A 14,611-nucleotide genomic window follows, 5' to 3' on the forward strand; every position below is an offset into this window, starting at 1 on the left:
ATGAATGGCGACCCTACATCGATGTTGTACTCGTAAGGTGCGCATTCATGCGCACCTTGAAAAAAGCAAAATAGATCAATCAATTAACCCTTTCGCCCGCGCCAGCAGAAACGCGGTCACCGATGTCGCGTCGCTGATCTTTCCTGCCAGAATCAGTTCAAGAAACGCGTCGATTTTAATTTTCTTCGCGGTTAATCCCACCTCTTCCGCATCCAGATTTTGCCCCTGATACGTCAGCTCGCGCGCCAGATAAATGTGATAACCCTGCGCGGAGTAACCTTGTGCTAATTTTTGATATCCCACGTGCTCAAGCTGACCGGCAATCAGCCCGGTTTCTTCTAACAATTCGCCAGCGGCAAGATCTTCCGGCGCAGCATCGGGCGCAAGTTCCCAGCTTCCCTGAGGCAGTTCAATAGTGCGTTCACCCAGCGGATAGCGGAACTGTTCAACCACATAAATGTGGTCATCCTCCACCGGCAAAATCACCACAAAATCACTCTTCTCAATCACCGAATAGATGCCTTCGCTGCCATCGGCCCGCTGAATTTTATCCTCTTTCAAGGTTAACCAGCGGTTACGGTAAATCTCTGTTGAAGCAAGCGTATGGATTTCAGGTTTCACTGTTGGCCTCCGTGATCGTCATGAGTGAATAACTATAACCACCTTCGCCGTTCACATTTTCTTAATTAGCGCGCCATCGCCTGTTTCAGGGCATTCAGAAATACCGTGACACGCGTTGGCAGATGGCGCGCGGTGGGAAACAGCGCCCAGACGCCGAGCAGCTGCGGTTGGGCATCTTGCAAGGCAATGTCAATCAGTTCACCTGCCGCCAGTTCCTGCTGCACATCCCACGCAGAGAGCTGCGCGATGCCGCTGCCCGCCACGCACAAGGTGCGCACGCCTTCCACATTGCTGCCGCTGAAACGGCCCTCAACGCTGACACTGGAAATATGATCGTCGACCATAAAACTCCATTGCGGCACGCCGGATAAACGCAGGCAGTTATGCTGATGCAAATCGGCCAGCAGTTGTGGAGTGCCGAAGCGCGCCAGATAGTCTGGAGAAGCACAGAGCACGCGCGGATTGTCCGCCAGGCGCTGCGCCACTAAGCGTGAATCCCGCAGCGGGGCGATGCGAATGGCGACATCGTAGCCGAGCCCAACAATATCGGTGACGTTATCGCTGAGCTGGAAATCGATCTTCAGTTCGGGATTCTCCGCCATCAGCGCGGGCAGCAATGGAATAATGGTGCGGCGGCCAAAGCCAGAAGGCGCAGTGATGCGCAGCTGGCCGGTGGCACCTTGTTTATCCGGCGAGAACAGATTGCGCGCGCTCTGTTCGGTTTCCGTCAGGGTTTTAGCGTAGGGCAGAAACTCTTCACCTTCATCCGTTAACGCGATGGCGCGAGTGGTGCGATGCAGCAGGCGCACGCCGAGATCCTCCTCCAGCGAGGCGAGTCGGCGTGAGACCGTCATCGGCGTGGTGTTCAGTCGCCGCGCGGCCTGCGTCAGGCTGCGCGTCTGGGTGACCATCAGGAACACCTCAACATCTTTTGAGTTCATTGTAACGATTTCCGTTATACAGACGTATCATCATCGGCCATTTTTGTCCCTCTGGCGACCGAATATACTGCGCTCTGTAGATAATCCGCACCCAGAGAGCAATATGAGTGATAAACACCTTTTTCAAAGCGGGACACTGAACCGCCTGGCGCTGAAGAATCGCATCATGGTGGCGCCAATGACGCGCATCTCCGCCAGCGTTGACGGGATTCCGGGCGAACGCATGCAGCACTATTATCAGCGCTTTGTGCGCGGCGGCTTTGGCGCCATCATCACCGAAGGCATCTATATCGATGAAGCCTGGTCGCAAACCTATGCGTTTCAGGCGGGGTTGATTAATGCCAAACAGAGCGCTGGCTGGCGCGCGATCACCGATCGGGTGCATCAGCGTGGCGGCAAAATCATTGCGCAGTTGATGCATGCCGGGGCGATATCGCAGGGCAACATCTATCGTCCGGACACGCTCGCGCCCTCAGCGGTGCAGCCGCGCGGAGAACAGCTCGGTTTCTATCACGGTCATGGCGCCTATCCGCTGCCACGCGAAATGGATGAAGAGCAGATCCAGCAGGTGATCGACAGCTTTGCGCACACTGCGGCGCGGGCAATCGGCGAAGCGGGTTTCGATGGCATCGAAATTCATGGCGCTAACGGTTATCTGCTTGACCAGTTCTTTACCGATTACACCAATCAGCGCAGCGATCGCTGGGGCGGCGATATCGTGGCGCGTTTGTCCCTGACGCTGGCGGTGATCGCCGCGGTGCGCCAACGCGTAGGCAACGATGTTACGCTGGGAATTCGCCTCTCGCAGGGCAAAGTGAATGATTTTCATCACAAATGGCATGAAGGCGAAGCGGGCGCGCGTCAGGTATTCGCCGCGATCGCTGAGGCCGGCGTGGATTATCTGCACCTGACAGAATACGACGCGCTGCAACCGGCGTTTGCCGATTCGCCGCTGTCGCTGGTGCAAATTGCGCGTCAGGCGGCACCGAATTTGCCGATTATCGCCAATGGTGCGTTAAGTGATGCCAGCACGGCGGCGCAGGCGCTGGAGCAGGGCGCAGATTATGTGTCGATTGGCAAAAGCGCGCTGGCGAATCCCGACTGGCCGATGCGTATTCGTGATGGTGTGGAACTGCGCGCCTTTGATAAAAATCTGCTGGCGCCCTCGGCGGATGTGAAAAACTGCGAATTGGTTTAACGCTGAAAGGGCGCTGAATTGTGAATGGGTCGCCATGATTGGCGTAATGCCGATCAGTTAAGCGCCGTTTCAAATCACCGCACCTTCCGTAGCGGCGCGATTTATCGCGCAATGAATTGCGCCGCTACAATGTGTGCTCTCGGTAATTAGGGGTTTTCGTGTCTTAACAGACGAGCATTACACCATTTATGGCTGCCATACGGTTATTGCGCAAAGGCCCACGTCAATTTGCCATTGTCGGAGACCAGCTTCTCCAGCTTCTTCTCGTTCACTTTCTTGCGTGCGCCTAACCGATCCGCCGTCAGCGGGCCGCTATCGCTGTGCGCAATCACCGTGTCTTTCGGCACGCTGGTCATCTTCTCAGCGATGGTTTCCAGCGCTTTGGCGTAACCGCTGCGATTGTTGAGGTCAAAGTTCTTCAGCGGCAGCTGCGTTTCCAGCCATTTCCCCCAGTAGAACTCGAGGAACGGCGGCGGATTCTGCTCCTTTTCAAAGCCAATATCGCGCACGAAATAGACCAGCGAGCGATATTCATCATTCTGCATATGCTGGCGGCCCAACTCTTTCGGCAGCGCATCCGGTTTGATTTTGCCTGCTGGCGTATCCAGCCACACCAGATGTGCCGCTTCCATTTTTTGCCAGAAGGCGGACATGGTTTTCAGGCTGCGGAAGTCATCGGTGATGCGCACCTGCACCGGCGTATTAAGACCGGCGATATCGGCGAAATTACTGAAAGTATGATGACCATCGGTGAGGTACAGCACGTTATCTGGTGCAATCACCGCCGTTTTCATCGGGCCAGGTTCGCTGCCGACCGGCGCTTTACAGCTGAAGCTGCTGGGCTGCGAGAGACGTGATTTACCATCAAATTTATCGACGCCTTTCTGTCCCATGCTTTCGCAATAATCATCAAACAGCTTTTTCGGTTCGGCTTCATAACGATGCTGCTTGTAATCCAGCTGACGATAGCCAATCGCGGCCTGCGTCGGATGGAGTTGCGCTAACTGCACTTGCACAATATCACCGGCTTTGATGTCGGCGGGCAGCGCGGCGGATGCCTGTCCGGCTGACCACAACAGCGCCAGTATTGACCACGGTGTTCTCATTCCCTTTCCTCAAATCGCCTGAAACAGATGCGCACAATAGCATTAGTGTCATTTTGCCGCTGTAGTGTTGTCGCTCGCGGTTGCCCAGTTGCAACCGGTCATCCAGACATCTGACCACACGGAGCTTTGATTATGGCACTTGCTGCTGTGCAACCGGCAAAACTGCAACACACCGTTATCAATCCCAGCGTGCGCATGCGCGAAACCCAGATTGGCGCGCAATGTGAAGTGCTGGCCGAAACCTATATCGAATACAGCGAACTGGGCGACTTCTCCTATCTGGGAGAGCACTGCTGCGTCGCCGATGCGCAAATTGGGCGCTTTACCGCTATTGCCAATCATGTGCGAATTGGCGCACCCAATCACCCGATGGATCGCGCCTCGCAGCACCGTTTCACCTATTGTCCGGAATACTACGATGCGCAGGCGGAGCGCGATAATGGCTTCTTTGCCGAGCGTCGCGCCGATCGCGTGATTATTGGCAATGATGTGTGGATTGGGCATGGCGTCATCGTGCTGCCGGGCGTAACGGTGGGGGATGGCGCGGTGCTGGCGGCCGGTGCGGTGGTGACGAAAGATGTGCCGCCTTACACCATTGTCGGTGGCGTGCCAGCCAAAGTGATCCGTGCACGTTTCACGGCGGATATTGCCGCGCAGCTGCAGGCGATTGCCTGGTGGAACTGGCCGCTGGAGAAGCTGATGGCGAATCTGGCCGACTTCCAGTCCTCCGATCTCCGCGCATTTTGCCAGCGGCACGGCAGCTAACTCCGCTGCAAGCGCCATTTGTCGTCGCAGCGAATCTCAAGTAAACTCAAAATACCCTGTTTTTGAGATTTCTTGAGATGAAACTGCGCCGGCCACCCGCTCAACTTATTGATTCACTGAGTATCAATGAGATTAATTCGCTTCTTGCCAGTTATGCCGAGTGGGATGAGCGCTATCTGCATTTCGATGAGTTGTATCGTCGTGTCAGCGATGGGCAGATGCGTGAGAAAGTGTGGAGCGCACTGAAATTCAAGCGCCGCAGCAGCGCGCAGCACTTTGTGATCGCCGATCAAACCGTGACCTGTAATCTCACGGCCAAAATCACGGCGGCGATGTCGGCGGTCGATCGTATGACCTTTGCGCGCAATGGCGAACCGACGGATGAGGACGCGGCTTCTTACCTGATGTCTCAGCTGATCATGGAAGAGGCGATCTCATCCAGTCAGCTGGAAGGCGCGGCGACCACCTCGCGCGTGGCGATGGAGTTGCTGGCGGTGGGGCGTGCGCCGCGCAACGAAGATGAAAGCATGATCATGGGCAACTGGCGCTTGATGCAGCACATTGCCACGTTGGGTGATGCGCCGTTGACGCGCGCCGATATTCTTGAAATTCATCACATCGCCTGCGCTGGCATTAATGATGACAAATATCGGCCCGGCGCCGTGCGCGACAATAACGATGTGTTTGTTGCCGGGCGCGACGGCGAAATCATTCATCAGCCGCCGGATTATCAGCGGCTCAATAGCCTGCTGGACGCGCTATGCGCCGAAGTTGCGTGGCTGGAGCAGCAGGGCACGCATCCTTTGCTGGTGGCCTGCGTGATGCATTTTGCCATCGGCTACATTCACCCGTTCAATGATGGCAACGGGCGCACCGCGCGCGGGCTGTTCTACCATCACCTGATTCGTCACGGTTACAGCGCGTTCCGCTACATTTCCATCAGCAAGCTGTTGAAAGCCGCGGCGGTAAAGTACGGCATTTCCTATCTTTACAGCGAAACTGATGAGATGGATCTGACCTATTTCGTGCAGTTTCAGTGCGAAGTAGTGATGCGCGCGGTGACTGCCTTTACCGAGCAAATCGCCACGCTGCACAAAGAGCGGGAGCGTTTAGTGACGTGGGTGGAAGAGCATATGACCTTAGCCAAAGGTGAGCTGGATATCATGGCCATCGCGCTGAATGCGCCGGGTTCGTTACTCAGCTCTGCCGGGATTAAATCGCGGCTCGGCATCGCGGATAACACCGCGCGTGCGCGCCTGAAAAACCTCACCGAGCAGGGATTGTTGCGTCCACTTAAGGAGGGGAAAGGAACGGTGTATCAGGCGCCTGTTTCACTGCGCAAGCTGCAGGAGTGGCTGAAAAAGCGCGAAGGGTAACAGCGTTATCGCAAGCAATCTCAAAATACCCTGTTTTTGCGATTGCTTGCGATGTGGATTAGATCGGCGGATGCATCACCATCACCGACAGCACCGCTTCCTGTGGCAACCCGACATGCAGCAAAATCTGCTGGCGATAATGCTCATCGGCGTCGCGCGCATCGTCGCTGAGTAACACGCCCACTTCATTGACGTTCTTACCGGCCACCTGCACCTTGTCACGCGCGGCACTGCGCATCCATTCGTACTCGATATCAATGTGGCCGGTATCAATGCAGCGAATGCCATGCTGGCTGAGATCGTAAGCCAGCACCGTGGCGGTGGGGCCGAGCGACATCAGCACCATTTCGTAATCGCGTGCGTGCGCCAGTACCGAGCTGTAGAGATCGTTGTAGACCGAGAAGGCGTTGCGATTGAGCGTGGTGATGCGTTTAATCTCCCGCGCACCATCGAGCAGATCGTTACCGATGCCGAGACGCGTGCCGCTGCCTTCCACAATTAATATCTTTTTATCGCTGAACAGCTGTTTGAACTTATTAAATACGCGAACCGCCTGTTGCTTATCCTTATAGTCGTGATAGGGACGCGTAACAGAGGTGTTGCCGTAGCGGTAATCTTTCTTTAATAACGCTTCATAATGTCGGAAATAAAACGCTTTATGAAAAAACCAGAATAGGGCCGAACCAAAACGCATATTCGCGGTGCCGCGAAAGGCATCGGGCATACATAATAAACACGGATTCTTTGGCTGACTTCCGCGACGTAATATCTCTTTAAGGCGAATAGAGAGTCGTTCATCGAAAGATTGAAAACCGATATTCTTGAACAAGGTCATTTCCAGTTCGCCGTCGCCATAGCGGCTGACGGAGAGCTTGTGGTTGCTGAGCAGCAGGTCAATAGTCTGTTCAGGCGACATTACCTGATATTGCCGGGCTCGCGCATTGGCAACCGGAAACTTAAAAGCAGCGTGTGTGAGTTTAAAAGGAAAACGTAATTTACGATAAAAAAAATCTGCGCTGATCATCATAACCTTCTTTTTATTAGCGGCCTTGCCGCAGAGCAGTTACGTGATTTATATCACGCTCAATCTGGGATAACAGGCTGAGGAAACTCTCAAAAAGTCATTGCCTCGCAATGGCTAATCATTTTAAAAAAGGTTAAATGAAAAGGGCGTAAATAAAAGTGTAATAAAACCGCGATTATTCGCGCTGCTATGATAAGAGTTGCCAGGAATAATCGCAGCAGCGCATTAATGATTAATTAAGTTATTTCAATTGATGATGAACGGTGAAAGCGATTTTCCGGCTTAACTAAGCCTAAACGATCGCGCAGCGTGCCCGGCTGATAGTCGCTGCGGAAGACGCCCGCAGCCTGCAGGCGCGGGACAACCTGTTCGAGGAAGCGATCTTCGTTCTCGTCTATGTAGGTGGGCAGAATGACAAAACCGTCGCAGGCCTGATGCTGATACCAGTCAATCATCTGCTGCGCAATGCTATCCGCCGTGCCGGTCGGCGCCGGGAACGACAAGCTCTCGGCGTAGCGTTTCGCCATCTCACCCAACGTCAGGTTCTGCTCAATGGCGCTGGCGATCACATACTGAAAACGGCCTTTGCTGCCGGTGATCTTTTCACGCAGATCAGGAACCGGACCGTCAATGGGATACTGCGACAGATCGATATTCATGCTGGCCGAAACAAAGCTGAGGCCCGATTCCACGGTGATCAATGATTTCAGGTACGCCGCCCGCTCCTCGGCATCGCGCTGCGTGTTGCCGACAATCGGCACCATGCCGGGCAGAATGCGCAGTTGATCGGGCTGACGCTGATACTGCAGCGCACGCTGTTTCAGGGTTTGATAGAACTGCTGCGCGCGTTCCCGATTGGATTGCACCACAAACAGCACTTCCGCCTGTTGCGCCGCCAGATCGATAAAGGCTTCCGATACGCCAGCCTGAATCACCACCGGATGGCCTTGCGGCGGACGCGGCAAGTTAAGCGGTCCCTGCACGTCGAAAGATTCACCCTGATGATCAAGACGATGGAAGCGTGCCGGGTCGGCAAAGCGCGCCTGCGCTTTATCCTGAATCAGCGCGTCCTCTTCAAAGCTGTCCCACAGCGCTTTCATGACATCGATAAATTCGGCCGCGCGGCGATAGCGGTCTTCATGGCTGAAGTGCTCGCTGCGACCAAAGTTGCGCGCTTCGGCGTGGCTCAGCGAGGTAACCACGTTCCACGCCGCGCGCCCGCCGCTGATGTGGTCGATGTTCGCCAGCTGGCGCGCGGTGGTGTAAGGCACCGAATAGGAAGAAGATACGGTGCCGCCGAGGCCAATGTTGTCAGTCACCGCCGCCAGCGCGGCTAATAATGTTAAGGGTTCAGACCAGCCAACCTGACGATGCTGCACGGTGTGCGCCAGATGCCCGCCGTAAACATCATCAATCGCCAGCTTGTCCGCGACAAAAATCATGTCCAGCTTCGCGGCTTCGGCGCGCTGGGCGATTTTGCGGTACAGCGGCCAGTTGCTGCCGCCGGTGGCGGCTGAATCGGGATGACGCCATCCGCCCTGATGAATGCCGGAGTCGAGGTAGAGCGCCAGATTCATCATGGTTTGGCGGCTCCGTTGGCGTTAAAGAAGGAGGCATCCACCAGTTTGTCGGCTTTTAAGCCGGGTTTGATCAGGCCGCCACGGGTGAAGGTATCAATCGCCAGCTGCTGGCGTTTCTCCACCAACGCGTAATCCTCGACCGGCGCGTTGTTTTCACGCTGCACTTTACTCAGCGCCACCGCATCTGGCAGACGCAGCAGTTTGGCGATCTCGCTGGCGTAGGCTTGTGGATGCGCCACGCCCCACGCGCGTGCGCGAATCAGGCGCTGGCGGAAGTCCATGAGCTGCTCACGCTTGCTGGCGATGGCGCTATCGGTCGCCACCAGATAGTTTGAAACCGGAGAATTTTTGCCGTCGATGGCGATGCGGTCGCCGGACTGCGCCACGGCAAATGACACATAAGGTTCCCAGGTTGCCACCGCATCCACCGCGCCATTATCCAGCGCCAGCGTCGCTTCCGACGGCGTGGTAAAGACAAAACTGACGCTGTCGTCTGGCAAACCCGCTTCGTGAAGCGCATTCAGCACCATGTTTTGCCCGGCCGATCCTTTTACCGTTGCTACTTTTTTGCCTTTTAAGTCGGCGATGCTGTGCAGGGCGCTGTCCTTTTTCACCACGATGGCATTGCCGAGATATTGCGATGCCTGAATGGCGCGGATCTGCGCGCCTGCGGCCACGGCAAACGACAGCGGACCATCGCCGACCAAGCCGGCATCCAGATGCTGGGAGTTGAGCGACTCCAGCAGCGGCGCAGCGTTGGGGAACTCATACCATTTGATTTCATACGGCACATTGTTGAGCTCGCCAGCGGCGGACATCACCGCGCGGGCATTGCCTTTTTGATCGCCGACGATCAGTGGGTTGGTGGCAGCGTGAGAAGTCACCGCGAGGAGCAACAATGAGCTGGCTAATAAAGTGATTTTCATAACGTTTCCCGGGTAAAAAGAAAACAGCGTAAGTTTTCTACTACAGCGGGCGTAGTAACAAATCCGCGCAAGGTTATGTCTCAGGCGCAAAAGCCGCCAAATCGCGCATCCTCGCCATTTTTCGTTATCAAAAAATGCGAATTTTCCTCACTAATGATTAATTCTCTCAACGAAAATGAAACGTGATTTCAGTCACAGATTGAACGAGGCGGCAGCTAGCAGCCATTAGCCAAACTACATTCATTAGCGGAGCTAACGACACACCTCGCAACGGGTTTTTACTAAACGGTAACGTACGTTAAAATTCTGTTGATTTTATGTGGGGTTATTTTTGAGGTTTTTCGATGAAAATGGTTGAGGGATTAGCATGGTTAACAAACTAACCAGTATCGTGCTCGCGATTCTGGCGATTGCCTTGCTGTACATGGGCGGCAAGCTGTTAATGCTGGGCGGCAGCGCCTTCTATGCGCTGATGGCGGTGGGATTACTCATCACCGCAATTTTACTGTTCCGCAACCAGCGCAGCGCGCTGGCGCTGTATGCGGTGCTGATGTGGATTACGCTCGCCTGGATTATCTGGGAAGTGGGCTTTGATAAATGGCAGTGGATCCCACGCGGTGATCTGTTCGGCGTGATCGGCCTGTGGCTGGCGATGCCGTGGGTGGTGAAACCGCTGTATCGCGGCGAACGCCGTTTCCACGGCTTCCTCGGCGGCACCGTGATTATCATGATCGTGGTGGTTATTGGTCTGTGCTTCTACGATCCGGTTCCGCAGCAAGGCACCATCAGCAATGCCCGCGAGCAGAACAGCGAGCAGGGCGCCACTAACGACTGGACCGCGTACGGTGGTTCGTCTGACGGCCTGCGTTTCTCGGCGCTGAATCAGATCAGCAAAGAGAACGTCAAAAACCTCGAAGTTGCATGGACCTATCACACCGGCGATTTGCGCCAGGATGCGGATGCCACCGAATACACCTTCGAAGCCACGCCGCTGAAAGCCAACGGTATGCTGTATTTCTGTACGCCGCATAACGAAGTGCATGCGCTCGATCCGGAAACCGGCGCGGTGAAGTGGAAATTCACGCCGAATAAAGATCGCTCTTACCTGCAGCAGCATCAGACCTGTCGCGGCGTAAGCTACTACGAAGAAACGCCGGTTGCCGCGCAGGATAGCGCAGCGAATCCGGCTATCTGCCGTAAGCGTATCTTCAACGCCACCACCGATGCGCAGCTGATTGCGCTGGATGCCGATACCGGCAAACCGTGCGCTGATTTCGGTCAGAACGGTGTGGTTGATCTGCACGCCAACATGGGTGAAGTGCGTCCACATGCGCTGATGCAAACCGCAGCACCGCTGGTGGCGGGCAAGCTGGTAATCGTTGGCGGTTCCGTAATGGATAACGGCTTCAACAGCGGCAACCCGTCAGGCGTGATCCGTGCCTATGACGTGCAAAGCGGTCGTCTGGTGTGGAACTTTGATCCGGCCAACCCGGAAAACACCGCGCCAATCGCTGCCGGTCAGAATTACCCGCAGGACACGCCAGTGGCGTGGGGCACGCTGAGTGCTGACCTGAAAAACGGCGTAGTCTATGTGCCGTTTGGTAACGCTTCACCGGATGAAGTGGGCATTGAACGCGATCCGAACAGCAACACCGAGAAGTTCCGCGATGCGCTGGTGGCGCTGGATCTGCAAACTGGTGCGTTCAAATGGCGTTATCAGAGCTCCAACCACGATCTGTGGGACCGCGATAATCCGTCACAGCCTTCGCTGGTGGACATCGATTATCAGGGTCAGAAGCAGCCTGTGGTGATCCTGCCGACCAAAACCGGCAACCTGTTTGTGCTGAACCGTCTTACTGGCCAGCCGGTGTATCCGGTGAACCAGGTGAAGGTTTCTACTGAAGGTGGCGTAGCGGGTGAGAAATTTGCGGCGACTCAGCCGGTTTCCAGCCTGAACTTCATCCCGCAGCCGTTGACCGAGAAGTCAATGTGGGGCATCACGCCGTTTGACCAGATGTCATGCCGCATGGATTTCCGTAGCCTGCGCTATGATGGCAATCCGTGGACGCCAGCAACTGAAGGCGGTTCACTGATCTTCCCTGGCAACATTGGTGTGTTCAACTGGGGTTCTGTTGCTGTCGATCCGCAGCGTCAAATGCTGATTGCCGCGCCAGTGCGTCTGGCCTACAAGTACAACCTGATCAAACGCACCGAGCAGACCGCCACCGAGCGCCTGTTCACCAAAGATGGCACGCCATACTGGAACGAAAACTTCCACGGTGACTACGCGATCCATATCCAGCAGATGGCCTCAGGCCTCGGCATTCCATGTGTTGCGCCGCCTTGGGGCCGCATGGTGGGCGTGGATCTGAAGACCGGTAAAACCGAATGGCTGCGCCGCGTGGGCGTCACCAAAAACCTGAAGACCAGCTTCCTGCCTGGCCGCTTCCCAATCGGCTTCCCGATGGGCATGGTGGCGCACGGTGGTCCATTGCTGACCGCAGGGGATTTGGTGTTCCACGGTGCAACGGCGGATAACTTCTTCCGCGCCTACGACAGCACCACTGGCGAACTGCTGTGGCAGACCGAGCTGAGTGCCGGTGCGCAAGCCACGCCATCTACCTTTATGGGTAAAGACGGTAAGCAGTACGTGGTGATTGCCGCAGGCGGTCACGGTTCGCTCGGCACCCAGGCGGGTGACAGCGTTGTGGCATTCCGTTTGAAGTAATTGCAGTGAAATAGAATAAGGCGCCCGCTGTGGCGCCTTTTTTTGTTTTTGTCAGGTTATATTGAACCTCCGTGAAAGACGCCACTGATAAGGAATTCTATGACCATCGCCTGCCTGCATACCGCCGCCAGTAATATCGCTATTTTCGATGACGCCGCGCACGCATTGGGCATGAGCAACGGCGCACTGAGTCATATTGTGATGCCGCATTTGCTGGTGGAAGCCGAGTTGACCGGTGGCATGACAGCGTTGCAGCAGCAAAAGCTGGAACAGCTGTTACGCAGCCTGACGCCGTGGTTCGACGCGATTCTGATTACCTGCTCGACGCTGGGTCCGGTCGCCGATGATTTTAACGCTGAAGGGCATGATTGCCCGGTGTATCGCACCGATCGCATGCTGGCCGATGAGGTGCACCGTTTGCCGGGTAAATCTCTGGTGCTGTGTGCGGCGGAATCCACGCTGGCGGCGACTCGCGCGCTGTTTTGCCCAGCGACGCTACCGGTTGAACAGCATCCTGAGGTGCAGCTGATTCCTGGCGCATGGGCGGCGTTTAAAGCGGGTCAACAGGAAGCGTATCTGCAGATGATTGCGCAAGCGGTAGCCGATGGGAAACAGAAGGGTGCGGATCATGTGGCGCTGGCCCAGGTCTCCATGGCGGCGGCGTCCAGGCTGTTTAGCGCCAATAGTCAGCCATTAACCAGCCCGCAGCTGGCGTTAAAGGTAGTACGTGATTTTTCGTAGGGTGCGCATTGATGCGCACCTGGAAGGAGGTCGCATTTGCTGGCGGGATGCTCATCAGTTAAGACATGAAAACCCCTAGTTACCGAGAGCACACATTGTAGCGGCGCAATTCATTGCGCGATAAATCGCGCCGCTACGGAAGGTGCGGTGATTTGATACGGCGCTTAAGTGATCGGCATTACGCCATGAATGGCGACCCTACGACGCGCATCCAAGCCGCGCATCGGGTTAACGTTCACCATCATGTAAATAATAATCATTTGCATTAATGGTTATTACTCATTATCGTTAGCAACACTTTGTAACCTATCGCGATTTAACCCCTAAAAATCCTCAATCAAAGAGGACGCTACTCTGCTGCCACTTTTCAGGAGTGCTCTTTTCATTTTCCTGACATACGCCCACATCCGCGATTTGGTAGACTCAAGATTGAGAATGAACGTTCACTACAGGATTATTCATGAAGAATTTTCAGCGCTCGGCCATCGCCGGGCTGGTGTTATTGCTTGCCGCCTGTGACCAAAATAGCGCCCCGCCTGCGGGCGACATGACCACCGAAGTTGGCGTGAAAACGCTGCAAACTGAGTCGGTGACGCTTGATAGCCAACTCACCGGACGCGTGGTGGGCAGCATGGTGTCGGAAGTGCGTCCGCAGGTGGACGGCATCATCCAGAAGCGCCTGTTTACCGAAGGCGACGAAGTCAAAGCCGGTCAGGTGCTGTATCAAATCGATGCGGCCAGCTATCAGGCCAGCTACGATCAAGCCGTTGCGCAGTTGAAAAATGCGCAGGCGCTAGTGAAAAGCAGCCAGTTAAAATCCGCGCGTTACAGCGCGCTGGTGAAAGAGAACGGCGTATCGCGTCAGGATGCCGACGATGCGCTGGCAACCTATCAACAGAACGTGGCGTCGGTTGATCAATATCGTGCCGCAGTCGAAAGCGCCCGTATCAACCTCAACTACACGCAAATCAAAGCGCCGATTTCTGGCCGCATCGGCATCTCGTCGGTAACGCCAGGCGCGCTGGTGACCTCGGCGCAAACCACGGCGCTGGCGACCATTCGTGCGCTCGATCCAATCTATGTCGATCTCACGCAATCCAGCGTGCAACTGCTGAAACTGAAGCGTCAGCAGGCTTCCCTTCAGCAGAGCAGCGATGTGGTGCCGGTAACGGTAAAACTGGAAGACGGCAGCAATTACGATCATCCCGGCAAGCTGGAACTGACCGAAGTGGCGGTTGATGAAGCCACCGGAACCGTTACGCTGCGCGCGATTTTCCCCAATCCGCAGCATGAATTGTTGCCGGGCATGTATGTGCGCGCCAGCGTCACCAACGGTGTTAAAAACGATGCGATTCTGGCCCCGCAGCAGGGCATTACGCGCGATGCCAAAGGCAACGCCACGGCGCTGGTGGTGGATAACGAGAACAAAGTGCAGAGCCGGGAAGTGGTGACCGATCGGGTTATCGGCAACACCTGGCTGGTCACCCGCGGCTTAAACAGCGGCGACAAACTGATTGTCGAAGGCACCGCCAAAGTGCAGGCCGGAATGACGGTGAAAGCGGTTGAAGTGACGCCGAGCAGCGCCAGCAGCGGAGGCGAGTAATT

Annotated in this window: 12 protein-coding genes; 6 read left to right on the forward strand and 6 right to left on the reverse strand. The window is 55.6% G+C overall.

The window, feature by feature from the left end:
- Nucleotides 1-75: 75 nt before the first annotated feature.
- Both HX773_RS15810 and HX773_RS15815 read right to left on the reverse strand, forming a co-directional pair.
- Nucleotides 76-621, reverse strand: coding sequence for an NUDIX hydrolase (locus HX773_RS15810; protein WP_176972296.1), 546 nt, complete (start codon nt 619-621; stop codon nt 76-78).
- 65 nt (nt 622-686) lie between these two features.
- Nucleotides 687-1,562 carry a LysR family transcriptional regulator gene (locus HX773_RS15815; RefSeq protein ID WP_176972297.1) on the reverse strand — a complete coding sequence of 292 codons (876 nt, stop codon included), beginning with the start codon at nt 1,560-1,562 and terminating at the stop codon, nt 687-689.
- Nucleotides 1,563-1,665: 103 nt separating this feature from the next.
- Here HX773_RS15815 and HX773_RS15820 point away from each other — a divergent pair, with 103 nt between their 5' ends.
- On the forward strand, nt 1,666-2,760 hold the full coding sequence (locus HX773_RS15820; RefSeq protein ID WP_176972298.1) for a tRNA-dihydrouridine synthase: 1,095 nt from the start codon (nt 1,666-1,668) through the stop codon (nt 2,758-2,760).
- A gap of 203 nt (nt 2,761-2,963) precedes the next feature.
- On the opposite strand, the gene HX773_RS15825 is transcribed toward HX773_RS15820, so the two are convergent.
- The gene (locus tag HX773_RS15825) at nt 2,964-3,866 is read right to left on the reverse strand and encodes a ParB/Srx family N-terminal domain-containing protein (protein WP_176972299.1); all 903 of its coding nucleotides are present in this window, start codon (nt 3,864-3,866) and stop codon (nt 2,964-2,966) included.
- A gap of 132 nt (nt 3,867-3,998) precedes the next feature.
- Here HX773_RS15825 and HX773_RS15830 point away from each other — a divergent pair, with 132 nt between their 5' ends.
- Together HX773_RS15830 and HX773_RS15835 are read left to right on the forward strand one after the other, a co-directional pair.
- Complete coding sequence (locus HX773_RS15830) at nt 3,999-4,631, forward strand: DapH/DapD/GlmU-related protein (RefSeq protein WP_176972300.1); 633 nt, start codon at nt 3,999-4,001, stop codon at nt 4,629-4,631.
- 77 nt (nt 4,632-4,708) lie between these two features.
- The gene (locus HX773_RS15835; protein WP_176972301.1) at nt 4,709-6,007 is read left to right on the forward strand and encodes a Fic family protein; all 1,299 of its coding nucleotides are present in this window, start codon (nt 4,709-4,711) and stop codon (nt 6,005-6,007) included.
- 58 nt (nt 6,008-6,065) lie between these two features.
- Here the strand turns inward: HX773_RS15835 and HX773_RS15840 are convergent, their stop codons facing one another.
- The 3 genes from HX773_RS15840 to HX773_RS15850 form a co-directional block, all read right to left on the reverse strand.
- Entirely contained in the window at nt 6,066-7,031 is a 966-nt protein-coding gene (locus HX773_RS15840) for a GT-D fold domain-containing glycosyltransferase (RefSeq protein WP_176972302.1), read from the reverse strand.
- A gap of 236 nt (nt 7,032-7,267) precedes the next feature.
- Nucleotides 7,268-8,611, reverse strand: a complete 1,344-nt coding sequence (locus tag HX773_RS15845) for an NtaA/DmoA family FMN-dependent monooxygenase (protein ID WP_176972303.1) — start codon at nt 8,609-8,611, stop codon at nt 7,268-7,270.
- Nucleotides 8,608-9,537 carry an aliphatic sulfonate ABC transporter substrate-binding protein gene (locus HX773_RS15850; RefSeq protein WP_176972304.1) on the reverse strand — a complete coding sequence of 310 codons (930 nt, stop codon included), beginning with the start codon at nt 9,535-9,537 and terminating at the stop codon, nt 8,608-8,610. Before HX773_RS15850 ends, HX773_RS15845 begins: the two co-directional genes overlap by 4 nt.
- 367 nt (nt 9,538-9,904) lie before the next feature.
- On the opposite strand from HX773_RS15850, the gene HX773_RS15855 reads away from it, so the two are divergent.
- From HX773_RS15855 to HX773_RS15865, 3 genes are all read left to right on the forward strand, one after another.
- Nucleotides 9,905-12,265, forward strand: coding sequence for a membrane-bound PQQ-dependent dehydrogenase, glucose/quinate/shikimate family (locus HX773_RS15855; RefSeq protein WP_176972305.1), 2,361 nt, complete (start codon nt 9,905-9,907; stop codon nt 12,263-12,265).
- Between the two features lie 99 nt (nt 12,266-12,364).
- Nucleotides 12,365-13,006, forward strand: coding sequence for a glutamate racemase (locus tag HX773_RS15860; protein ID WP_176972306.1), 642 nt, complete (start codon nt 12,365-12,367; stop codon nt 13,004-13,006).
- A gap of 460 nt (nt 13,007-13,466) precedes the next feature.
- On the forward strand, nt 13,467-14,609 hold the full coding sequence (locus tag HX773_RS15865) for an efflux RND transporter periplasmic adaptor subunit (RefSeq protein WP_176972307.1): 1,143 nt from the start codon (nt 13,467-13,469) through the stop codon (nt 14,607-14,609).
- Nucleotides 14,610-14,611: the final 2 nt, after the last annotated feature.

Origin of the sequence: Pantoea sp. B9002, from assembly GCF_013385945.1 — a bacterium.
Lineage (GTDB): Bacteria > Pseudomonadota > Gammaproteobacteria > Enterobacterales > Enterobacteriaceae > Pantoea.